Raw genomic sequence first — 24,414 nt, forward strand, 5'->3', positions numbered from 1 at the left:
CCCTACCAGGACAACGCCTGCGCAATCTGATTCGCCTCTTTCCCGGATTGCCCACCCTCCATGATTGGCGCCCGTAGCAGCGACCGTACCCCCTCACGGTCCACAATCCAGAACGCCATCTTCGTGGGCGTCTTGCGCTGAATGCCTGCCACGAAGTCTTCAGGCACAGCATCTTGTTCGCCAGGCAGCTTCGTCACATCGAACTCCCATATTTGCCCGGTTGCTTGCGACTTTCCGGGTTCGGCCGATTTGGGTGAAAACTTCGTCTTGCGCATATCTGCGGCTTGTAGCCCCAGCTTTTTCACCATGAAGGCGCGCAGCAACGACTCAAGTTGTTCGTCCGATGTCTGAGCCGAATCCACGGTGAGGCCAAGCTGTGCCCCTGTTTGCAAGTTTTCGTAGTAGAAACGATTTTCCGTGTCCGTTCTCAAACGGTAGTCGCCCACGCGCAAGGGCAGGTGAATGCCTTTCCAGCTGTTCACCAGCGCATTTTCATCCTTCGGTGTTCCCCAGCCGAGCGTCGCATCACTTTGCTGCCATTCGATGAGCTTCCGGTTCAGGGCGATGGCCTCCTGAGTTCTGCCCTGGCGGTAGGCGATGTCCGCTGCGTAATCCAGCGCAGTGCGATAGAGGGGTAGATAGGAAGAGCCATTCTCCCAGGCAGGTAGGGCCAAACCCAGCGAGTGGCGAGCGGCGTCGAAGTCGCCGTGCCGGTACTGCGACACGCCGATAAGTGTCTGCACTCGCGCAACTTCATCCGGGAAAAAGGCGTCGGGCAGCGCCTTTTTCGCGAGCTCAGCAGCCTTCGACCAGCCACCCGGAAGCTCCCAGGTTGAATCCATGTCTTGGGTCTGTTCGGCCATCGTGCGTTCGCGGAACAGCGTTGGTGCGCTTTGCCATTTCAGTGCCGCGAACAACTTGTGCATTTGCTCAACGGCTTGGGCTTCGTCGCCTGATCTGAACATCACATCAATGTCCATACGCCACTCGCCGCGTAGCGCCGTCCAGCGAATATTGATGCATTGCTCGCCGTCACACTGTTCTGGGCTTCCCATTTTTGCGGCGGTCAGGTCGGCGAAGGGGAGGTCGGGCATCGCCGATGCAAATGCTCGACGCTTAGGCTGCTCCTGATAGGGTTTGAGCCAATCCTGGCGTTGCGATGCCGTGTACTTGCGTTGTGCTTCGTCGTAAACCAGCGAAATCTCCGCGCTCAGGCGGCCGTTCGCCAACGTCTGCGTGTAGAGGAGTTGGGTGGCGTCATCGCGTTTTTCTGCGGGCTCAAACTTCGCCAGCTTCCACTGCTCCACCAGGAGTGGCGTCGAGAAGTCAGCCAGTTCGTAATGCAAGCGCGGCTCGTCCGGCGACAAGCGCCATAGACCAGGCCCGGGGTTCACCACAGCGAAAAGCTTTTCCTCCAGGCGCGTAACTTCTGCTCGTTCACCCGCCATCATGCTTGCCTCGATCGCCACGCCCAGCATGCTCGTGATGCGGGTGTCGTGCCTGCTTGTCGACCCGACAGCGGCTGCTTGCCGCTCCCAATACGCGATCTGCTCTTCGGCGGCTTTCCGGGCTTCGTCGTATCGCCCTTGCTGATGCAGCAGATCGACGAGCAAGGCGCCCGCCTCGAGATCCGTGTAATCCATGGCGCTGCCCTTGCGGCCTGCCTCCATCGCCGCGCGGGCGGCGACCGTAGCCTCTGCCAGTGATTTCTCGTTGCTCAGGCGTTGTGCCTCGTGCATCAATTGAGCTGGACTGGGTGGCCGAGCTTTTGCCTGATCCGCCGGCACCGCCCAGGCGGCGGAGCAGGTTGACAGCAGGATCGCGCTAAAGAGGGCGCAGTGTCGGCGTCGTATCGAATGCTTCATGGTTGTCTCCCTGACACATGTCTAATGGGCTTACCGCACAGACATATAAAAATGCACAGCTCGGCGCGAAGGCGCTTTGCCATTTGAATGAAATTGACGCTCAAGACGACGAGCTCCGAACTCACAGTGGCCGCTTGACCACCCAATTTTTTATCGCGGGATCAATAGGCTTGTCCGCTTCAACCTCCGCCGGCGTTTGATTGAACTTCATGCCATTGCCACAGAACGCAGTGAACACATCCCCGTTGAAACTGTAGAGCTCGACACTCGTGACGGTTTCACAGGCATCACTCGCTACAACCTTTCGGGCGAACTTGACCCGAGACGACTGATAAGTGTCGTACCAGTCTTTGAAATAGGCTTTGGATCGGGCTGCGGATGCGCCGGGACTCAGGATATTGTTGGCAATCCGGGTATCGAGCGGGCTCGCCGCGAAACTTGAATAAGGCTGGATATCTTCGGGGCTGACTGGGTAGACACGTGCGTACCCTTTTGGGATGTCGAGTTTGACCACCTGCAACTGGGCTTCTTCTGGATAAACTTTGTAGACGACATCCAGAACTCCCAGGAATGGGGTGGATGGTTCTTTGCCCGTGTAGATGAACTTCTCTTCAATTTTTAGATTGAAGCGTTGGACTATTGCTTCGATTTGGTCGAGCCGTTTCCGTTCTTCCAAGCTGCTTTCCGCGATGGCAACTGGCTTCAGGTTTTTCAGTTGTTCGGGGATTGGGGAGATCTGGACCTGGATATCTGCCTGGGCGTTGAAGGCGGTGGCTGCCAGGATCAAGGGGATTATGGGTTTCAACATGCTTACTGGTCCTTGTAGGGGAAGCTTCCTGGTTTTGCTTTGTGTGTTTTACGTCGAAAGGGTGCGCATTGTGCAACCTCTCTCAAGCTTTACGTTCAACCACGATGAACATCATCAAAGTCATCGGCCTTCGGTGTCGAGTGAATACCTTTAGCTTCCTGAGCGCGGTAGTAAGCTTCGATGCTCAGAGAAGGATCAATCCGAGCCTTGATGATGCAGGGGTGTTGTTGCCAAGGGTATTGCTGCAACTGTTGAGTCAACTGCTTGAGACCCGTGGCCAGCCAGCCCTTTTCCGACTGGTCGCGCCAGCGTCTCGGATTACGGCCCGTTTTAGCATCGTTGGCCGCAGTTACCGGATCGAGGTGGCGACTTTGCTCCAGCACTGGCAGGTCCGGCAGTGGTTGGGTGACGTCCATGTAACGTTGCAGGCAATCCCAGAAGGCCAGTGCATTCGGTTGGTCGAGGCCCAAGGCGTGGACTTTGTTGGCCAGGCAAATCTTGGTGTCGGTGTAGCGGTGATGCAGCCATAGGGCATAGTCGTGGGAGCCATAACCGCTGGGAAGCAGTTGTAGCAATGGGTCGAATTCTTCGAACGGCGCAACGAAGAGGCGGCGGAAACGGCGTTTGAAGCGGAGCATGCCGTCGATGCGGTTGAATTCGCTTCCGTCGTGGGTGGTGATTTTGCTGTGGAGCCAGAGTAGGCAATCAAAACCGATGGCACCCATGAAGTAGAGAAAGGCACCGACCCATAGCGCTACTTGCAGTTTATTATGGCCCCATAATGAACCTGTCATTCCAAGCACGATTCCGGCGCAAACAATAAAACCAATAATCTGTACGTGGTGAACTATTTTTTTTCCTGTCATATAAAGAGTTAATGAGCCTAATGATAAAAGAAGAAATACCACTACCAAGAGTAGTAGCGACGAATCTCGCAGATACTTCGCTACCTCCAATCCGGGTAGAAGCGAGCTCAAAATCCAAGTTCCCCAAACGACCCAGATGAAAGGAAAACTCATCAGTTTTAGTAAGAATAATAGATGTGGGACCTTGCTTGAGTTTTGAAAGCGCCAACTTTTAGCATCGCAGTAAATTTCTTCTTTTTTTCCGAGTTTCTGCTGCTGTAGATAGCGCGTGTGCTCTTCACCTTGAAACTGGGTAGTAGTCTCCATCGCCGGCTCCAAATTGGCGTAATGACCAAAGGCGAGATGGGTGTCAAAGCTCCCTGAGCGATTGGCATCTTCTGCCCATTTTGGCGGTGGCAAAGGTTCATGACTGTTGCTGCGATAGGCACTGGCAGCGTATGGGGTATCCATTTGTACGGACATAGAGGGAACTCAGTGTTTTAGTGTGCCAATCCCTTGCGGTTACCGGCGTGATTGAGGTCGTGGCTGATTCTTGGCGGTTATCGGCTTTCAACTCGGCCTGTCGCTGGCGGATAGCCTGTTCCAGCTCTGGAGAGCGCTGGGACCATTGTTCGGGCGACAGGGGTTTGGACCACTGGCGGCACCAACGTTTCTCTGGGGCAGTTTACTGCCAGGGCGGTGCATGCAACACCTTTACCGCTTGATCCACATGGGTGTCAGGCAGGACTCGACCGTAGCCATCGACGAGAAAACGGGTACGACGGGTTCAACCGGGCAGGTTGAGAGAGAGGGCAACCCTGCAGTTAAAAACTGCAGGGAGAGTTGGCTTTTTTGCCTTGAATGGAGACCGGCTAATGGGGTTCCCGTTCACCTTGTTTTAATGCAAGCAGATTAGGTCTGAAAAAGCACCTTTGTTTGTGTAAAACATCACGCCTTTTTCTTTCCGCCGTTTTCTGCCTGATAAACCTCTGCAAAAATTTCAGTGATTGAGCGCAGGGGTTTTTGCTTTTTTAGTTCTTTGACCCGTTTACTCAGTCTTACCAATACTTCACTTGGCTTTGTCCATTGCTCTTCGGGTAGTGGCTCGGACCAATCACGCATGGTTTGCGGCAGTGCCTTACGTCCGACTTTCGCTATGCGGCGAATCTCCCATTCGACGATTCGATTGGGTAACGTCCAGAACGTCATGACGTGGTAAAGGTACCAAAAGAATGCATAGACCCAACCAACTTCCTTTTCGCGAATCCTGCGGTGCAGACGTGCTCGCGCATTTTGGAACGTGTGCATTCCCTCATGGAGCGGATCATTGGGACCTTGCAGGTCCATGGGATCTTGAATGCTTTTGAGGTTATGGACTTCGTACTCCATGTAGGCACGCACAGCTTCCCAATGGGCAACCGCAAGCGGCAGGCCTCCACAAACGAATTCAACGCTGACCATTTGGCCCTCATGTTGATATCCCATGCCCATCCCGTACTGTCGCCGGACACCATATTGCGTGGCGCCTTGCGCCTGAACTACCCAGGCGGAGAGCGATTCCCAAGGCACGAAAACTGGTGCATCAGCGTCTTTAGGCATAAAGCAGACTTCACGGCGCTGACGGTTAAACCGGGTGGGAATGACATGTAGATATTTGTTATGGTTACGAACCCATATACCTAAACCGATCGCTAATGTAAAAATGCCGAGCCATAATGCTGACTCCCAAGCTGCCAAGAAAACTCCTGTGACAGCATTCCAAATATCATCACTTTGATAACCAAATCCAGCCGCTATCGCACCAATAATTAGTGGAATAATAAATGTAATAAAACAAACGCCAGTGAAAGGTCCCCCCAGCGTCAGCTGCCATGTGAAAACTTGTGGCACACCACCACCAAAATCCATATACGAGTCATTAAGAGCACTGACATAGGGGCAGTGGCCTGATGTTTCGGTGGGAAGTGGCAAAGGTGCCAAATAGGTCGCCGTACCGGTACCAAAAAGTTCGACATCGCCAGCTTGTCGCGAAGTTAATAGCTGAGATGGCGGTGTCAGTATTTCAGGAGGCTTCGGCATGTTGAGTATGTTCCAGTGTCATTAGGTCGACCGTAAGTAGAGAGGGTGATTTGGTTGGGCGCGTGGAAACTGCCGGGAAATCACCATCCGACCTTGGATTGAGGCGTATGTAATGCGTTTCACCTACATCATTTAGGGGAAAAAACGGGACGGATTTGTTGACGAGTCAGTGCTCATGGGGACATTAACCTTGGCTTTGATAAAAGGTACACCTGGAGATAAATAAGGCTTGATGAATTCTGCAATTTTTATTTTTTGTTTTCGTTTGCAAAAAATATTAAGATTCTAGTTTGTTTTGTAATTGTTTCCATCTAGTATAACGCTGTATTTTAAATCGACTACTTCTCTATTAGTGGCGATGGCAAGCTGGGTGAGTTCCTTCCATTTAAATGCATGATGATGATATTCGGTTTGCAAGTTCTGGTAGCTTTTTGAGTTTGCCATCGATAGGTGCATCAACCCGATTCCCCCAGGTCCTATCAGTGCGCCGATCAGGAATATTGGATCAATGATCGCAAGTAAGATGAAACCAATCGCTGTAAAGCCGGAAAACCATTTCAAAAACGTCAGAGCCCCTTTGGGGAAATCTTTCCATTTGCAATACTCCACTCCGGATTGGGTGAAGCGATAGGCGAAATTCATTTGCTGGTGGGTCATGCAGGAAGTTACAAATAACATAAGCATATAAAAAAACACACAAGACAAGATTCGCCAAGGTTGCCCCATGCCCTCGTATACCGAGTACATGATGAATGCCCCCCCCGAGTATGAACACAGCTATAAACGCAAACATGAAATTTGCTAAAAAGGTATTGTAATTCCGAGCGCGAATGGTCCATCCAAACAGTTCTGGTTCATCGCCGTACTTCCATTGGAGTTGCGACGGTAAGTCAAGTGACTTATTGAAGTTGAACGTCGTAGGGCTCATTGATACATTCCGTTAGACCGCCAGTTTCAAAAGTTGGGTATTTTTTTGAATCAGTACAATATCGTCCTTTAGTTCACCGCTAAAGGCATTGTTGGCTCGGTCGGCTTCACTCGGAGCCCATTCTAGAGCCAATCGAAACATGTAGCCACGATTATCTTTGCGCTGAAGTACACCGGGTGGATATTTGACCTCCAAACTAAGCATGGGACTATCGTAGAGGTGTCGATCTTCACTTGCCATAGACGACGTTGGTCTGGGTGGATGTAAGTTAAATTACCCGAGTTGGGTTTGCTTCCGGAAAAATAAACTGTTCCATTCCTTCTTATCCTTTTTTCCGGGTACTCGATTCAACTAAAGCTCCAGTTCCAGGTCGCTCGCAGAGAAATAGCACTTTAGTGTATCTGTCCTTTTATCTTTTGTTACCATTTCATGTCGGTCTCTGTAAATATTGCATTTTCTGGTAGTAGTGAGCGTAGGGTTTCTAGATAACTATCAAATAGTTCGTTGGGATGTTTTGCTTCGAATCCCACCATAAATTCCGTTTCTTGCGCTAGAATGATTTTTCTTTTTCTGTCTACCGTTACATATTTATAGTTTTTCCAGTAAGCAGAAGTCTCTATTTTTGATCTGTTTTCCCAGCTTAGGAAAAATTTTGCGGCGACCACCGCCATGCCTGCAGGCCCAGCCAGCATTAAAATTAATGATTTTTCATATATGGCTAGTCCAATGATAAAAATTAGAAATGTAAAAGAGATAATTTTAAATATCATTCCAGCTGCTTTCGGAAAGTGTAGTCTTGACTCTTGAATTCCAAGTGAGTTCGTTATTGTATAACTATAAACAGTCTTTTGGTGTACCACGAGTACCCACATATAAATGGACATCAGAGTCCACACAACTCCTGCATGTAGGCTGAGGAAGGTAGATTGATCTCTTTCGGGCAGATTTAGAAAATAAACTTCATGGGCACCGTTGGCGATTGCTACTAACCCTAATAGAGTTAGCAGCGCCATGCCGATATCCATATGTAAAGTACCTTGCGGCAATGCCTTTATCGTCCATTTCAGCAGTATTTCGGGGTTTATTATATGTGTTGCTTCATCTCGATTATCGAGTGAAATAGTGTCGCTGTCGGTTTCCATGTCTGCCATTTTCTTCAACCGTGTATGAGAAATACAACTGCGTTATCCCGGCCTCAAAGTTTCTGTACGACTAATGTTACGCTACCCAACGCACTAATACGCGAAGAAAATAAATCTGTCCCGTTTATCTAGTCCCGTTTACCTAAACTCATCAATCTGCGTATTTTACATACTTTTCCATGAGGTTTGGCCGATTGAAAGTGTCGAGGCTATCTATCCTTCTCAGCATTTCTTTTACCTTGCCTTCAAACGTATCGTTGTCCATATCTATCCAGTAACGCGGTTTGCGATTTGTTTTTTCATCGTGTAAGGCTGTAACTGGATCTAGATGTCGATAGGGTTCGTACATTGGGATGTCGGGAAGTGCATGCCGGACATCCATGTAGTTCTGCAGGAAGTCCCACAGAGCGCAGGGTTTCTGGGTGGTGTTGTCTGGGGTGAACAGCGCATTAAGATTTATGTGTGCGCCGCAATATCGATGAATAAGTTGTAGGCCGTTCATTGGCAACCCTTGTCGATCCGGCGTCGTTACGATGTAGGCGTCAAACTCATAGAAAGGAGCAGCGGTATTAACGTCAGATTTTGTTTTTTTCCTATGTTCGTAGTTAAATATAGTGATTTGCCCAGTAGTGCGATTTAATTCCCATAACGGCCCCGTTGGTGGACGAAACCAAAGTTTTGGAGAATACTTGATAATGATACTGTTTATCAGCCATAGCGGTAATAAAATGGCTGATAATAATACAGTAATTGAGTTGCTCAAGACCTTACTCGGGTCAAAGGTGTCAGAGTCAAATTCGAATGCGATATCTGTTAGCAAGGCCAGTGGGGCTAAAATAATTAAAGACCATTTGCAGAAAGTTCGAAGCGATAGCCAAAACCGCGAACGATAAGGCAACTGAGAAAATCGAAAACGTTCATGATCATATTTACAATGTAATTCGACGTCTTCAAATGGACGTGGCTGATATTTCCCATTTTCCTTCAACTCTTTTTTTTCTTTTTCCCATTGCTCCCAGAAACGCATGCTCTCTGGTGTCGGGTCCTGCATGATGTTGTCCGGAATCACATCCTGAGTATTTCCCCAAGGCAAGCGAATTCCCGTAGCTTTATGTAATGAGCTACGCTCAGTTGAGGCTGCCTGCTGGGGTATGCGGTCTGAGCGGTATGCTTTGCTAGAGTAAGAGGATTTTTGCTCAATGAGTCTGGACATTACTAGGCCTTATGAGTCTGTTCATGGGTCCAGAAAATGGCCGGTTGGTCATGTTAAAGTCTGCTTTGGCAAATTAAGGGTCGTAACGTGTAGGGGCTTTGACGCCAGGTGCTGGAAAGTAAAGTTTTTTTCCGACTGGCTTTTCAGGGCGAACTGCGCTCATAAGAAAAACATCTGTCCCGTTTACCTGTTTTTTCTACTGGCAAAAACTCACAATTAATCAACATACTTAACATGTTTTGCCATCAGGTTAGGGCGGTTGAACGTATCTATTGCGTCGATGCAACCAAGCATTTTTTTGACCTTTGCATCAAACGTATCATTGTCCATATCAATCCAGTAACGCGAATCACGGTTACTTCGTTGATCGAATGAAGAAGTGACGGGGTCCAGATGACGATAAGCTTCGTGTGCTGGAATGTCGGGTAGCGAGCGACTAACGTCCATAAAATTTTGTAAAAAATCCCATAATGCGCAGGGCTGCTGTGTCGTATTGTCAGGGGTTATCAAGTCATTGAAATTAATACTAAGGTCACGATAACGATGAGCGATAGATAACCCGTGCATAGGCAAGCCTTGGCGATCAGGGCTGGTAATGATGTATGCATCAAATTCATAGAAAGGGGCTACAGTTTCTTCGATTTCTCCCTCTTTTTTAAAATTTTTGTAATTGAAAATTTTGACCTGCCCAGTACGCCGGTTGAGTTCCCATAGAGGACCTATTGGAGGGCGGAACCAAAATTTCGGGAGGTTTTTAATGACAATATCGCCTATTGTCCAACACACGAGTGGTATACCTATGGCCCAAGCATAAAAATTTACGATCAAGTCAATTGTGAATTCCCACGCTGTTTTTTCTGATGCCGACATTACTGTAAGGTGAGCCAGTATCATAATGGGTGTCAGTATAATAGCTGTCCACTTTCCTACGGTTCTTAGAAGTAACCAGAATTGAGAGCGAAAAGGTAACTGTGCATGACGGAATACTTCATGATCATGTTTATTATGTAGCTCTATATCCTCCAGCGGGCGTGGAACATAAGTGCCATTCGCCTTCATTTCATTCTTTTCCTTTTCCCATTTTTCCCAAAAACGCATGCTTTCTGGTTTTGGGTCTTGGAGTATTTTTCTGGGAGTAACTTCTTGTGTGTTGCCCCAAGGTAATCGGGATCCGGTCATTTTATGCAGCAGACCACGGGTTGCGGCGTCGGCCTGGTCAGGAATTCGATTTGGGTCGTAGGCTTCGTTCGAGTAGTAAGAATGTGATTCGATGAGGCTAGACATTACGTGGCCTTATGAGTCTGTTCATCGGCCCAGAACGGCCGGTTAATCTTGTTGAAGTCCGCTTTGGCATATTCCGGGCCATAACGTGTAGGATCTTTGACGCCAGGCGCCGGAAAATAACGTGTTTCCGACTGGCCTTTAAGGACAAACGGTGCACGAACTGCCCACTCGAAACCTATGTGTCTATTAGGTTTAGTCGTCCCTTCAGGGGGGGCGAGATAAAACTCTAAGGTATCATTGAAAACGCATTGCGCCTTGAACAGGAAAAGGAGGACATATTTATTTTCGCTCCTGTCCCGATTATCACTTGCAAGGTTGACTAGTTTTTGTCGCGCCCCTCCTCAAAATCGGTAGAAGGTGGAGCAAATTTTTTTGCAATAGCCACGAATTTGTCAATATCTGCTCTAGGCAGATGTATCGGTATATAAAGATAGTTATCTTCAATACGCATATCTGGGTTGTAACGGCGCTGAACGGCAACTAAGCTGCGTTTTCTGTCGATAAGCACCGAGTTTGGGCGATCCCAAGTGAATCTCAAGTTTTTTGTGGGGTTTTTCCAGTTTAAAAGGTGTATCGCACTGACGAGGGATATTCCTGCTGGACCTGCTAGCAACCATGCTGCTGATGGGTTATCGGCGATAAAAATAAACATTGCAATAATGAATGTTCCCGCTAGCCATTTAAATATAGTTCCGGCAAGCTCAGGGAAGTGAGTCTTATACTCGACATCTAGTTCTTTATCGGTGATGACATAGTGGTAGATGTTTTTTTGTCGTATGACTAATATCCAAAAATATAAAGTCATGCATAGGCAAACAATTCCAAGGTGAGAACTTAGAAAAGTTGAGCGTTGTTGCAGAGGTAGGTCCAAGTAAAATATTTCATGTATTCCATTTAATAGCGCGGTCAGTCCAATCAAAGTCAATACAATCATGCCTATATCCATGATTGAAGTGTTGTGAGGCAAAGCTTTTATAGTCCAGGACATTTGGACTCTACCTGTAATTGGCTCATCTTCCATGACGTATCCATTAGGTGTTGAACTGTTCATTATTTCCTAAAGCGGAATCGGTACAACAGCACCCTGCATTCAAGAAAATAAATCTCTCCCCTTTTTTCGCCACTTTTCCCCATTGGTTACCAGGGCCAAGGCTCTTCGCGGAACTCGATTTCGTTTGGTAATGTTTTGCGTAAAGTTTCTAAACAGTAATCAAACAGTCTCTTGTTTGGAAGGCGCATATTGAACCCTACCGATGTTTCATCTTGATATGAAGCTACGATCATCAATCTGGCGCGATCAACAATCAATAAATTGTACAGTGGCCATTCGGTTGACCTGGTCTTTATTTCATTTTTCCAATTCAATAAGAAGCGAGCTGACCCTAACGCCATAGCGACTGGACCAATCATGAAAATAAAGGATTCAGTGATAATTGCTGTGAGAATAAATAATAGTACTATCCCTATGGCTGAACATTTGAATAGCGGGCTCGCAAAGTTTGGAAAATACAAGTAATACTCAACAGTCGCTCCGGTTTTCGTGATTTTATAATTAAATACGGTCTTTTGTCGCGTCATTGTGAGAAACATAAAGAACATACCATACGCTATGCAGCAGATAGCTATCCATGATTCGAGGTTGTCATAAATACTACCCCACATCCTCCAAGTGACGCCTAGGCAAATTAATGTGGGTATCAAGATCATAATGATGGGTCCAAGTATGATCTCCCGCAAAGGTTGATTTAAGGAGCGGGTAGTCCATTCCATCAGCACATTATCATCCGGATTGTTGCTATCCACGTCGCCTTTGATGTCGCAAGATGTTCTTGTGCAATCGGCGGGTAGTGATGCATCAGTTGTTTTCATGTACACCTTGCCAGCACTAATGCATTTAAGCGATCGGATGATTTAACTTGTAAGTTTGTTTTGCTAAGTCCATAAACTTCTGTGTTTTCATCAGTATTTAATTCAACTTGGTAAAGGTATCTCCGATCATCTTAGTGGAAAAAACGTGGAAAAAACGGGACGGATTTATTTACGAGTCAGTGCTCATAGGGACATTAACCTTGGCTTTGATAAAAGGTACACCAGGAGATAAATAAGGCTTGATGAATTCTGCAATGTTTATTTTTTGTTTGCGTTTGCAAAATATATTTTGATACCAGTTTACAATGCCGTTGTCGTACATGGTGTACTTCAAATCTACTATTTCTCTATTGGTCGCAATGGCCAGCTGCGTGAAGTCCTTCCATTCGTATGTCAGATGATGGTATTGAGTCTGCATTTTTTGGTAACTCTTGGAATTCGCCATCGAAAGATACATTAAGCCCATACTTCCTGGACCTATCAGCGCACCGATAAGAAAGGCCGGATCAATGGTCGCCAAGCAGATAAAAACAATCGCGGTAATTCCGGAAAACCATTTTAAAAACGTCAATGCCCACTTAGGAAAGTCCTTCCACTCACAGCACTCAACTCCAGATCGAGTGAAACGATAAGCGAAATTCATTCGTTGGTGGGTCATGCAGGCGGTTACAAATAACATGAGCATATAAAAAAATACACAAGACAATACTCGCCAGGGTTGACTCATTCCCTCATACACCGAGTACATGATAAGTGAGGCGCCAAGTATGAATAAAGCCATAAACGCAAACATGCAGTTGGCCACAAAAGTATTGTAATTTCGTGCGCGAATAGTCCATCCCAATAGTTCTGGATCATCGCCATACTTCCATTGGAGCTGCGGCGGCAAGTCAAGTACCTTGTTGAAGTTGAACATCGTAGGGCTCATTGATTCATTCCGTTAGAGACCGCTAGTTTCAAAAGCTGGGTGTTTTTTTGACTCAGCACAATGTCGTCCTTTAGCTCACCGCTAAAGGCATTGTTGGCGCGGTCGGCTTCATTCGGAGCCCATCCGAGTACCAATCGAAAATGTAATCACATTCATCTTTGCGCTGATGCACGCCGGGTGGCTACTTGATCCTCAACTCAACAAGAAAGTAAATCTGTTCCTGTTGAGCTTTACGTTCAACCGCGATGAACATCATCAAAGTCATCGGCCTTCGGCGTTGCCTGGATGCCTTTAGCTTCTTGAGCGCGGTAGTAAGCTTCGATGCTAAGAGACGGATCAAAGCGCGCCTTGATGATGCAGGGCTGTTTTTGCCAAGGGTATTGCTGCAACTGTTGAGTCAACTGCTTGAGACCTGTTGCCAGCCAGCCTTTTTCCGACTGGTCGCGCCAGCGTCTCGGGTTACGGCCCGTTTTGGCGTCGTAGGCAACAGTTATCGGGTCGAGGTGGCGACTTTGCTCCAGTACTGGCAGGTCCGGCAGCGGTTGAGTGACGTCCATGTAACGTTGCAGGCAATCCCAGAAGGCCAGTGCATTCGGCTGGTCGAGGCCCAAGGCGTGGACTTTGTTGGCCAGGCAAATCTTGGTGTCGGTGTAGCGGTGATGCAGCCATAGGGCATAGTCGTGGGAGCCATAACCGCTGGGCAGCAATTGCAGTACTGGATCAAATTCTTCAAAAGGCGCTACGAAGCGGCGGCGGAAACGTCGCTTGAAACGAAGCATGCCGTCGATGCGGTTGAACTCGCTGCCGTCATAGGTGCTTATTTTGCTGTGGAGCCAGAGCAGGCAATCAAAACCGATGGCACCCATGAAGTAAATGAGGGCACCGATCCATAGGGAGATTTGTATTCCATCATTCCCCCAAAGAGAGCCTTTTTGCCAATACACGATACCTGCACAAATGAAAAAACCTACGATGTGAATATGATGGACTATTTTTTTCCCCATCATGTAAAGCGTTAGTGAGCCAACTATGAGTACGGCGGAAATAACGAGAAAAAAAAGTAATGATAAGTCCTGTAAGTACTTAGCTGCGTCATGGCCTGGAATAAATGATCCCAGTATTCCTGCCCATGCGATCCAGCCAAAAGGAAAGCTGATTAGTTTTAGTATAAAAAGTAAGTGTGGAATTTTGCTGGAATTCTGAAAACACCAACGTCTAGCGTCGCAATATACTTCTATCTTTTTTTTATGGTATTTCTGCTGTTGGTAAACTAAATGCTCCTCACCTTGCAACTGGGTAGTAATTTCCATTGCCGGGTCTAGATTGGCGTAATGTCCAAAGGCGAGATGAGTATCAAAGTTTCCTGAACGATTGGCATCTTCTAACCATTTTGGAGGAGGTAGGGGAGTGCGGCTGTTGCTGCGGTAAGCACCGGTAGCGTACGGGTTATCTATTTGAGCAGTCATACAGAGAACTCGGTAGTTTCTATTTGCCAATAGGGCGGGGCGGCATCCGGCAGTAAGTTATCTGGCGGCAATCGACGGTTGGCCTGGGTGTAGGCTGACCAACTTTTGGGGCTTGGTTTAGGCAACATCAATCGCTCATTCTCTTGATCTGCACTCAGTTCAAACTGAGCACTGACTTTCAAGTCCTGAGTCATAGTCACATTATGGCGATCTAGAAAGCTGCGTTGAGGAACGGGAAGGCTGGAAGGAAGAACATAAAGCACGCTATTGGCATCTAGCGAAAGCGCTGCTAGCTTGGGGGGCGCAACAGGGATCCGTTCATAACGTTTGATATCGAAGGAAACATCTTTACGCAGCCTGCTTTCAAACTCCTGGACGACCAATTGAAATCGCTGGTCATTCTCGAACATTGACAACAGTGGGGAGCTGAGAACGATTGCCCAATCTTGATCGACTAGAGGCTGTTTTCCGGGCATGACACATTGCAGCTCAGAATTTGGCAATGGAGCACGACCGCTATCAGCTTGTTGCAATACCTTGAGATGAGCCGCAGGCGCTTTTTTTCGCCAGTCGGCCAACCGCTGTACGAATATTTGCGGTTTTCCGATGATGCCGATCAGTTGTTGGTAGGCGATTTGCGGATCCTTCAAGTGAACGAAACGCTGGCCATTGCCAAAAGCCTGATCTAGCACGCCAGTTTCGGCAAACTGGACGCCGAATGGACCTTTTTTTACTACGATTTCCATGTCGCTATCGGTCAATAAGTTGGCCGCGATGGTACCACCGATAGTCAGTGTTACGCCGACTATAAGAACATATGGATTGATAACCCAGCCTAGAGCGTATGCTCCCCACAAGCCACCACCCACAGCAGCCACACCATATGCTGCTGCTGCGTCAGTATCACCTTGGCCGAGTGCTCGATAGCTATCCCATCCGCTTATGACCGAACCGAGTAACGTAGCTGTTCCGCCTAAAGCACGTAGAAGAGGTAACTTAGGGCTGCCAGTTTGCTTTTTTAGATTGTTTGCCCAGCTTGGTGAAAGCTTCTTCACATTGATCCGTGGAGCCGTTATGTGATTTGTTACCGACGAACCAAATAGCAATTTGCTGTGACTACCTAGGGCGGCCATTAGATCCAGAGTACCGCCAACGCCGCCCCAAAAGCCTCGCAGTGGTTCTCCGCCCGACTCGAAATCACTATAAGCCTTTATCTGCACCCACAGGTTATAAACCGCAAACGCCACCATCAACGTCGGCACAACCTTGTTCTTCTCCATCGTCTCGGTAACAGCTCCGAAACGAACGCGGAATTCGCTGTATTTTGCTAAGTCAGCATTCCCTTTTGGGATGGCAATGACTGTGACATCGCGCAACGTAGGACGCCTTGCGCCCGAGTCACGTGGGCTGGTGCTGCCCACGGTTGCGCCGGACTGATCATGCAGCGTGGCGTAACGGTAGCTTTTCCGAGTCAAGGCTTGGCGTTCAACGTCGGTGAGTCCGCCACGCAGTCCTGCACCCTGTACACCAATAACCACGTAGTTTTGCGCGAGCGCCTGGCCTTGGGGCATTAACTTGATCTCGGCCATTTTCGGCGAGAGTGCAGCCAGGGTCACAAATGTGGGGGAGAACAATCGATCAAGCTGGATTTTCGACGCGTCCTGAGACAAACGGCCGATCTGGGCCACGACACTGGCGCCGAAGTTATCGAGTAAATCGGCGAGAAAATACGCGAAGCCTTTGCCGGCACTGGGATGATCCACTTCGCCAGTCAGTGATGCTGTCAGCATCAACGTGCTTAATCCCATGGCCTCCGGTTTTGGCTCTTGACCGCTGTCGCGCAGGATTTTCAAACGTTTAACAAGGTCTGGCAACTGGTCAGCGGTTTTTGCCAGCATCAGGGCGCCCAGTGGGTGCTGACCCTCGAGTAGGTCTTGTACGAGACGATTGATAGGGGCGGTCAGTTCCGGGTAGCCCTTGCCGGTATACATGGCGTCACTGCGGTTGGGTACCTGGTTCAGCGCATCGAGTGCTTCGGTCAGCAGGCAATAAGGTTCCAGCAGCGCTTCGGTGTGACTGTAGCTCCAGTCGAGCAGCACCGGATGCAATTTTTTGTCTAGCAGTTCTACAAGGGTTGATAACAGTTTCGCCAGTTTTTCACGACTCTTCTCACGAGCTTCTTCGAAGACAGCTTTCTGCAGTTTAGGCAGGTCGACCCCGTCGCTAAGTTTGGCGAGTGGACCGGCGAGGGTGCTGTAAAGCACTTGTGCATAGCGCCCGTGAGGTTCATGGGGTACTAGTGCATTTAGGGTCTGCAGGTAATCAACACAATCACGTATTTGAGAAGTTGTGTGGCGCAAGGCGAACAATGGGTCATCGAGAATCATGCCTACCAAATGCGGGTAATCTCGCAATTTGTTTTGGGTCAGCACGTCTGTCCCGGCTTCTGCATTGGGAAGCGCAGCCGGAGGAGTGCGCTTGAGTTTTGCCGCCAGCTCCTGTTTGCGCTGTTGCAGTTTCAAAATCAACGCATCTGTTTTGAATGCAGCAAACTCTGGAGTAAAGTCCGCAGGATCTTCCAAGGCGCTTTCGATATTGAAGTCGCGCGCCCGCAACCCTTTGACTAGACCCTTTACCGGGGTCGCCGGATAAATCAACGAAGCCTTCCAGATCTGCGTTTCACCCGCAGTCGCCGCCCAGGCAGGCGCCATGTTTTGGCTGCGCGCCTTGATCCGTCCGGAGTCCTTTTCAAGCCATTCGATGTATTCCCATGTCCATGGCAATTCGCTGTAGGCCATGCTGAGTTGGTCGCCAACGAATCGACCCTGTAGAAACATCGGAACTAGAATCAAAAATTGTTTAACGCACACTGGTTCGCGTTTGTCGGCATCGCCTTTTTTCTCGGCAATCTTGCGCCAGTGGGCCACGTCGACTTCGAACAGCTGACCTTTACCGTCGGTTTCCAGTTCTCGCCACAGTTTGTTTTTCAGGAACACATAGATGCGGCCAGGGCGCGGTAACGCGCCTTGTAACGTTTCATTGAGTTTGTCATGCCCCGGCAGCCGCGCCAGCGGGGTGACCGCCAACAACGTGTTGTGCTGGTACTTTTCTTCTTCTTGAGTGGTCTTGGCATCGACCATGATCGGAATCTGCAGTTTGCCGCCATCGGTACGTTCTACGTTCAGCGCTAATCGCGACTTTTGCTCATTCTCGTATTCGGTTTTCTTGCGAGTCCCTTCGCTGATGGGCTTGTCGTTAAAACTGCTCATGCCTTGCCCTCCGGGCCCAGTAGTTGCAATTGGCTGCCCAATTCAGGGTCACCCCAGACATCGACGATTAGAGCCTCCGGGCCTTTTTCGCCTGGGGTTTTTCTCGGTGCGGCATTGTTGACCGGTGCATTGCCCAACGTCTGCCCGACTTGCGCGGTGTCTGCGGGTTTAGGTGGTGTCGGAAGAATCGGCGCAGCCCCCGTGCCATTACCGGCGCTGCCGCCAGAGTTCATGTTGATCACTGGCCCGCTTAGCGTGACGCCGCTGCCGTCGATCTTGATGAAGCTTCCCCCGCCAATCAGGGTTAATTCAGTGCCCGCTTCCATTACCACTTTCAGGCCACTGTCGAGATGGATTTCCTGACCGGCCTCAATAAACTGCCCAGTCCCAATCTTGACATGCTGGTTAACCCCCACCGTCAAATGATCATTCGCCTGCGTCTCCACCTTCCGGTCTGCATAAACCGTGTGGTGTTCTTCAGCCTTGAACTCCGTATAGCTGTTCTTCTCAACCGTATCGTGGCGTTCATTGCCGACGCGGATCTTCTGGTCGTGCTCGATGTTTTCATCCCAGTCGCGCTGGGCGTGGAGGAAGATTTGTTCCTGGCCTTTTTTGTCTTCGATGCGCAGTTCGTTGTAGCCGCCGCCACCGGGGGAGGTTTGGTTCCCAAGTTGGGGGTCACGCGACTTGTGCTTCGATCTCCAGCTCTGTCTCCCGCTGAGCTATGGCCGACTCCAACTCTGGTGAGCGTTTGGCCCATTGCTCGGGGGGAAGCGGTTGGGACCATTCTTTTATTTCCGAGTCGGTCAAGTCAGGCGGCGGAACCAGCTTGCGTTCTTGCAAATAAAAACCTAAGGGAGCACCTAAAAAGACGGTGAAAAAAACATCTTTAATTGCAGATTTAAAGTCGCCCTTGACAGCGGACTTCAATGCGTCGAACAAAATACTAATGGTCCAGCCGATCAAGCCTTTTTGGCTATTCTCGCCCTCAAAATTGCACTTCGGAACGGCTTCAGGCCCAACCTCCATGTAGCTGCGCATGCACTCCCAGAGACACATGGCCGTTTCGCCGCCGCCGCAACTGAATCCCAAGCTGAAGTCTCGTTCCTTCTCCGGTGCATCTGGGTCAGGATTGCGAAAGCCTACGACCAATAGGCCTTGAGTAGTTTTACCGTGCTGACCGACGGAGTGCATTGCTACCGCTTGAGCAGTAACCTGCTCCCAAGGGACGATCCAGTAACGGCCGTCATTGAATGGCACACAGACCTCGCGGCGCTGGCGGTTGAAGCGTACAGGTAGCGGCACGGGCTTAGTCAGCCCATGTAAAAGGATCAATATCGGAATACCAACTAGCACCAACGACAAGAGGGCTGTTCCCACCAGCCTCTCGCCATTTCGCTCTATGTAGATCATGAGTAAACAGAGCATTACCACCGGCCACAGCACCATTACAGCAGAGCCTATGCTGTAGGAGCCAATGTCAAGACATACCTCGTTCTTGCGCCAGATAGTATTGAGTACATCCTTGGGCGTTTGTCCTGTCGGAACGGCCAGTGGTGCCAGGTAGTCCTCTCGTGAGAGCGGTCCGTTGCGGCTACCGGGTTTGGCTGAGTTCATGCCTTATCCTTGGCTTCTAATAGTTTGGTTCCCAAGTTGGGGGTCACGCGACTTGTGCTTCGATCTCCAGCTCTGTCTCCCGCTGAGCTATGGCCGACTCCAACTCTGGTGAGCGTTTGGCCCATTGCTCGGGGGGAAGCGGTTGGGACCATTCGACGACGGCGGGATCGGTCAGCTCAGGTGGTGGGGCGAGCTTCCAGTTTTGCAATTTTTCGGCCCAGTATGTTCCTAGGAAAATAACGAAAAATAACCCGTGCAATACGTCTAGAAAGTCGCCTTTGAAAAAGCTGGTTACGATGGAGCCGATCTGTGTCTCGGCGTATGGCTTTCGTCCCAATCGGCTATCCGGGATCGCATGTGGCCCCTTCTCCATGTAGCTGCGCATGCACTCCCAAAGGCTCATAGCCGTTTCGCCACCGCCGCAGTTGAATCCTAGACTGAAGTCGCGCTCCTTCTCCGGCGCATCAGGATCGGGATTGCGGAAGCCCACTACCAATAGACCTTGAGTGGTTTTGCCGTGCTGCCCCACCGAGTCCATCGCTACTGCTTGGGCAGTAACCTGCTCCCAAGGCACGATCCAGTATCGGCCATCTTTGAATGGCACACATACTTCGCGGCGTTGACGGTTGAAGCGGATTGGAGGCGGTACGGGACTCATTAAACCTTTCAGTACTAGGAGAATGGGAATGCCAACTATGAAAAGCGAAAGGGCCAATGTTTCCCAGAAAATTACGGAATTGCGCTCGTGATGAATAAGCCAGATACAGAAAAGCAGTACCGGCCAAATGACCATCACTGCCGAGCCAATACTGTAAGAACCGATGTCAAGGCAAACGTCGTTCTTGCGCCAGATGGTGTTTAGGACATCCTTTGGCGTTTGCCCTGTAGGAACGGCCAGTGGTGCCAAGTAGTCCTCTCGCGAGAGCGGTCCTTTGCGGCTGCCGGATGTGGCTGAGGTCATGCCTTGTCCTTGGGTTTCAAATAGCTGGGGTTCTGTTGCGGACCTAGGCGGTGAATGCTGGCCCGATCAAGCTCTGGGGTTGGTTCGCCGGAGCGCAAGGTGACGATTTCACCATCCGGGCTCAATAATCCGCCATTGGGTGACAGGGTGTAGGCCAAGCCTTTTGCGCCGCCAATAGTAGCACCGACTCCGGCCAGCAACGCCACCGGGCTGAGGTAAGACAGGCGTAAAGTCAGGCGGGTGAGCGGTTGGGGAAAACTACCGCTCAAACGAAGGCCTTGACCCTCATCGACCGGGATCCAGGTGCATTGGCTGGCATTCAACCAAGTAGATCCGAGGTCAGTTGGCGTGCCGCGGGTACCGGTGCCGAAGCCGGCGGAAGCGGGAGTTAAGTTGCCACTCATGGCTAAATCAATTTGTGCGGCACCCGGCGCCGCTCCAGGCAAGTCAATCGTAAGTTGGTTGATGCCGTCCTGAGTAATCGTGTCACCCATTGAACCACTGATGCGTACTTCCCGCGTTTCCATAGCCAGACGAGGCTGGTAGAGGAGCATCATCAGTTCGTTGATTTCGTCCAGCTGTGCCTGAGGTGCGATGAAGTTGTGAGTGTCGGCTCGGCGACGGGACCAACAGCAGTTAGCCAGGTAGCTTTGCAGAGGGTTGGCCTGGCGGAACCATGCAAACAGGTACAAACCTCCCAGACCCAGAAGCAAAAGATTGAGCGGGCCCATGCCAAGTCGAAAGCGCTTTATTGCGAGAGGAGTCGAGATTTTGTTCGACAAGCGCATCCCAGTGAGGCTAAGACCTAGTAGTGCCTGCGCTCCGTATACTGCGATCTGTCCGGTAACGGCCAATTGCTTGATTTTCAGCCACGGATCGATTGAGCTTTGAGCGCTATCTATTTGAATTTTTAACGATGCGAACTCTTGGAGGGCTGCTGCTGCTGACACTACCCCTACTATTCCTCCAAACAGGGTCAGTGTAGGAGCTACTACAGCCCCACGACCTAGCTCTTGAACTCCCTTCCCCAAAATCAACCAATTCTGAATCACCGCCCCCAACGCAGCCCCGGCATACAAATACGCTGACATGCTATCCGCCTGCCGTTGCGCATCGCTGCCCTCCAGCGCGGATGCCTGTCCGGCATAGGTGCCGGCGTTGAGAATGTTGACCACCAGTGCCGCCAGCGGCAGCAGGCCACCTGAGGCCTTGACCGAGGGGGCGTTGACGATGCCGTTGACGCGACCGAGGCTGATGGCTTGAGCGGTGCTGCGGGTCCATTGGCTGAGGGCTTCAGCGTTCTGGCTGACCAAGCGCCAGACCTTGATACCGTTCTCTACGCCCTGCACTAGGCGGGTGTTATCGCCGAAGCGGATGACCAGGAATAATCCCATTGCCATCGTCGTGCCTTTGCTTGCATGAATCAAAGAGGCGCCGAGGCGGGTCATGGTTGCCGTCCAGGCACCCTCCAGATTGCTCGCTAACCTCTCGATATTGCGCAGGGTGTCCGCGTCCAGAATCTTGAGTGCGGCTGCGCGGGAGTCGGCAAGGTTTTCCAGACTGAGCGCCGTGACCAGTTCGTTGAGGCGTGAAGTGTTGTTCACCGCCGCTTCCAGGCTCGGACTCCACGCCTGGAACACCAGTCGCAGCAAGCCGGGGTCATCGCTGCTCACGTAATCGGCAAACTGTTTGGCGCCTTCGCTACGGCTGCACTGAGCGCTGAGGCAGGCGACCGTCAAACTTTCAAGCCAAGTGAGGTGTTCTTCGCTGCTCTGGTCGACAAACCAAGTACCACTGTCGTTGCGTGGCAGGTAGGTTTTACGATCGGCGTACAGCAATTGATGGCGCTTTTCGACTTGTTTGAAGTGCTGCGGCGCTTCCTGATCCAGCCAATGGTCCATGCTCGCCAAGTCGATGTATTCACCAACCTTGGTTCCGCCGCCACCTTCCAGATTGCTGACTTTTTCCTGGCGATAATCCCGCACGACCTGTTGCGCTTCCTGATGCAATTCGCTTGGGATGAAGCTGCGCACCTTGTTCAGTACGGCCTCTTCGCGAATACGCACCTGGGCCAACAGTGTATCCGCCTGGGCATGCCCATACTGTCGACCGCGTTGTTGGTTGATGCGTGTTTCTTCCAGCATCAGGGTGTTCAACTGCTTCTGACTATCGATCAGCGTGTCGCCCTGTTCCGGTGTCAGTTGCAGATTGTGTTCGCGATACCGGTAGTTGAGCAGGTTGGCAACTTCGCCACCGTCTTCGGTAACCATGCTGCGGATAAAACTGCCGATGGTCTGGCGCAAGCTATTGTCAGCAACCCAGTCTTCATGCTCCGCCTCGATCTTGTTCTGTTCGTGGTCGATATCCCGCAACACCCCCAAATCATCATCAAGCGCAGCAAACACCGCATACAAAGGTGGCGACTCGCTCTTGGCTTTGTCTATCCAGGCTTGCGTAGGCGCCAGTTCCCATGGGCTGGCGCTCCAGCTTCCGGGTTCTTCAACGGGTTCGCCCGGTGGCTGGGCTGCAGCGGCCTGTTCGCGTTCGTGTAGAGATTGCGAGCTGGTCGAGTAGGCTTTGATGTTGTCTTGGGTCGGTGCGGCTTGCGCGGTTTTGCGTTGTTCTTTCACGCCTTCGCGGTCAGTTGCGCCATTCTTCTGATGGTCATGTGCGAGGGCTTTTTCGCGCACTTTCGGCATGAGTTCGGCCACCAGTGTCGGGGCTTTTTCGAGCGGTGGGCAGTGTTTGGCCGACAGGCGCTTGGCGACGTCGGTGAGGGCTATCTGACGCATGCGCTTGCGTCGTTCGCCGCTCTTTTTCAGGCGCTCGCAGGCTTCTTTGCCCAGAGGCACTTCGCTGTAGAGCATCCACGTGTCGGTGCTTTTGTTCAGAGCGATCCCAGCCTTTTCGCCAGTCGCGAGAGCAGCATGGGGTTGCGTCAGCGGTTGTTCTACCAGCAAGCCATCTGCCGCCACAGCGTAACGTTTGAGTGGTCCATCGGCATGCCACAGATAGACATAACCCGCGCGTAAGCGGCGCAAAGCCATCGGGTGGCTTTTAGTCAGGCTGGAGGGCGCGAAATCGGCGTGTTCGGCGGCCTGCTCGGCCATTGCGTAGCGGCTGGGCACCACAAATATTTCGGGTTGTTGCGCAGGGCAAGTGGTGGCCGGGCTGGACAAGTCTTCGTCGTCGAACTGGCATTGCGCGGCGTGGTCGGCAGCTGCCAGGTTGCGGTTTTTATCGAGTGGTGCGGTGGTCATGCAATGGACTCCTTGTCAGTCAGCAACCAATAGCGGTGCAGTTCTACCAACAAGGCATCCAGGCGTTGTGTGGCGTTGAGCGTTGGCTGTTGCAAAATCTCGCGGTACGCCTGATGTTCAGGCGCCTGGGGGAACGTGGTGCCGTGTTCGGCAACCAGCGCCGACCAGCGGACCACTTCCTTGGGCGCGGAGTAGCCGTGGCGGGCAGCACCTTCGCGACACAGCACGGCCCATTCCTGCTGTTCGGCGGTCGAGCGTTGGCTCAGGCAATCAGGGAAGTAGAGGCGAACGTGCTCCAGCAGTTGCTGGTCGAACATCTCCAGTTTGCCTTGGTTGAGCTGTTGCAACTGCTGCTCATCCAGATGCAGCCAAGGACGCTCGGCATATTGCTGGGCGTTTTGCCGATGTTCGCGAACGATCCACTGTTCTTCCTGGCCCTCTCTTGCTGGGAGGCGCACGCGACTGATCGGACCCATCATGCGGTCTTTTTCATCGGGATCGAGAGCCGGCAGCCAGTGACGCATGACACGCGGGTCGTAATAACGAAAAAGTAACGAAACGTTGCCAGGCACCCGCGCGTGAATCAGGCTGCGCAGGTGTTCGGCCAGTTGTTGCATGGGCGCGTCGCTTTCAATCATCACCCCGGCATCGTGTTGCCAGTGCTCTTTGAACGCTTGTTCCAGAGGCGTATTAGTTTTCAAGACGACCAGTGCAGGGCCGACATCGAATACCGCTTGATAGGGGGTTGCGTGGTAGAGCCATTCGAGTGTCGGATTGTCATCCAGGCTATACAGGCGGCTTGGCAGGTTTTCGATCTTCGCCCCATCCAGAAGCAAATAACGTGAGGCACTCTGGATCATTTTGCAGCTCCCAGTTTCTG

Annotated in this window: 16 protein-coding genes and 2 pseudogenes; all 18 read right to left on the reverse strand. The window is 50.7% G+C overall.

What is annotated here, in order from left to right:
- Nucleotides 1–2: 2 nt before the first annotated feature.
- Entirely contained in the window at nt 3–1,865 is a 1,863-nt protein-coding gene (locus tag ACY4LX_RS13690) for a hypothetical protein (RefSeq protein WP_463260212.1), read from the reverse strand.
- Nucleotides 1,866–1,986: 121 nt separating this feature from the next.
- On the reverse strand, nt 1,987–2,673 hold the full coding sequence (locus tag ACY4LX_RS13695) for a hypothetical protein (protein ID WP_463260213.1): 687 nt from the start codon (nt 2,671–2,673) through the stop codon (nt 1,987–1,989).
- Nucleotides 2,674–2,768: 95 nt separating this feature from the next.
- A complete protein-coding gene (locus ACY4LX_RS13700) occupies nt 2,769–3,398 on the reverse strand; it encodes a hypothetical protein (protein ID WP_463260592.1) in 630 nt (209 codons plus the stop codon).
- A 1,068-nt stretch (nt 3,399–4,466) separates the two neighbouring features.
- Complete coding sequence (locus ACY4LX_RS13705) at nt 4,467–5,597, reverse strand: hypothetical protein (RefSeq protein WP_463260214.1); 1,131 nt, start codon at nt 5,595–5,597, stop codon at nt 4,467–4,469.
- Between the two features lie 132 nt (nt 5,598–5,729).
- A pseudogene (locus tag ACY4LX_RS13710) lies at nt 5,730–6,525 on the reverse strand (hypothetical protein).
- A gap of 419 nt (nt 6,526–6,944) precedes the next feature.
- Nucleotides 6,945–7,667, reverse strand: coding sequence for a hypothetical protein (locus ACY4LX_RS13715; RefSeq protein WP_463260215.1), 723 nt, complete (start codon nt 7,665–7,667; stop codon nt 6,945–6,947).
- Between the two features lie 151 nt (nt 7,668–7,818).
- The gene (locus ACY4LX_RS13720; RefSeq protein WP_463260216.1) at nt 7,819–8,880 is read right to left on the reverse strand and encodes a hypothetical protein; all 1,062 of its coding nucleotides are present in this window, start codon (nt 8,878–8,880) and stop codon (nt 7,819–7,821) included.
- A 216-nt stretch (nt 8,881–9,096) separates the two neighbouring features.
- Nucleotides 9,097–9,978 (reverse strand): hypothetical protein, encoded by an 882-nt coding sequence (locus tag ACY4LX_RS13725; protein WP_463260593.1) that lies wholly within the window; start codon nt 9,976–9,978, stop codon nt 9,097–9,099.
- A 505-nt stretch (nt 9,979–10,483) separates the two neighbouring features.
- The gene (locus tag ACY4LX_RS13730; RefSeq protein ID WP_463260217.1) at nt 10,484–11,185 is read right to left on the reverse strand and encodes a hypothetical protein; all 702 of its coding nucleotides are present in this window, start codon (nt 11,183–11,185) and stop codon (nt 10,484–10,486) included.
- Nucleotides 11,186–11,301: 116 nt separating this feature from the next.
- Complete coding sequence (locus ACY4LX_RS13735; protein ID WP_463260218.1) at nt 11,302–12,033, reverse strand: permease; 732 nt, start codon at nt 12,031–12,033, stop codon at nt 11,302–11,304.
- 169 nt (nt 12,034–12,202) lie between these two features.
- Nucleotides 12,203–12,949, reverse strand: coding sequence for a hypothetical protein (locus ACY4LX_RS13740; RefSeq protein ID WP_463260219.1), 747 nt, complete (start codon nt 12,947–12,949; stop codon nt 12,203–12,205).
- 248 nt (nt 12,950–13,197) lie between these two features.
- Entirely contained in the window at nt 13,198–13,827 is a 630-nt protein-coding gene (locus ACY4LX_RS13745) for a hypothetical protein (RefSeq protein ID WP_463260594.1), read from the reverse strand.
- Nucleotides 13,828–14,423: 596 nt separating this feature from the next.
- Nucleotides 14,424–17,696 carry a hypothetical protein gene (locus tag ACY4LX_RS13750; protein WP_463260220.1) on the reverse strand — a complete coding sequence of 1,091 codons (3,273 nt, stop codon included), beginning with the start codon at nt 17,694–17,696 and terminating at the stop codon, nt 14,424–14,426.
- Nucleotides 17,693–18,388 (reverse strand): annotated as a pseudogene (locus ACY4LX_RS13755) (bacteriophage T4 gp5 trimerisation domain-containing protein); the annotation flags it as partial. The gene ACY4LX_RS13750 and the pseudogene ACY4LX_RS13755, both read right to left, overlap by 4 nt.
- On the reverse strand, nt 18,375–19,313 hold the full coding sequence (locus tag ACY4LX_RS13760) for a DUF6708 domain-containing protein (RefSeq protein WP_463260221.1): 939 nt from the start codon (nt 19,311–19,313) through the stop codon (nt 18,375–18,377). The pseudogene ACY4LX_RS13755 and the gene ACY4LX_RS13760, both read right to left, overlap by 14 nt.
- A gap of 43 nt (nt 19,314–19,356) precedes the next feature.
- Nucleotides 19,357–20,274, reverse strand: a complete 918-nt coding sequence (locus tag ACY4LX_RS13765; protein WP_463260222.1) for a DUF6708 domain-containing protein — start codon at nt 20,272–20,274, stop codon at nt 19,357–19,359.
- The gene (locus tag ACY4LX_RS13770; protein ID WP_463260223.1) at nt 20,271–23,534 is read right to left on the reverse strand and encodes a toxin VasX; all 3,264 of its coding nucleotides are present in this window, start codon (nt 23,532–23,534) and stop codon (nt 20,271–20,273) included. The genes ACY4LX_RS13765 and ACY4LX_RS13770 overlap by 4 nt, the downstream gene beginning before the upstream one ends.
- On the reverse strand, nt 23,531–24,394 hold the full coding sequence (locus ACY4LX_RS13775) for a DUF4123 domain-containing protein (RefSeq protein WP_463260224.1): 864 nt from the start codon (nt 24,392–24,394) through the stop codon (nt 23,531–23,533). The genes ACY4LX_RS13770 and ACY4LX_RS13775 overlap by 4 nt, the downstream gene beginning before the upstream one ends.
- Nucleotides 24,395–24,414: the final 20 nt, after the last annotated feature.

The organism is Pseudomonas sp. Emmai, from assembly GCF_055179735.1.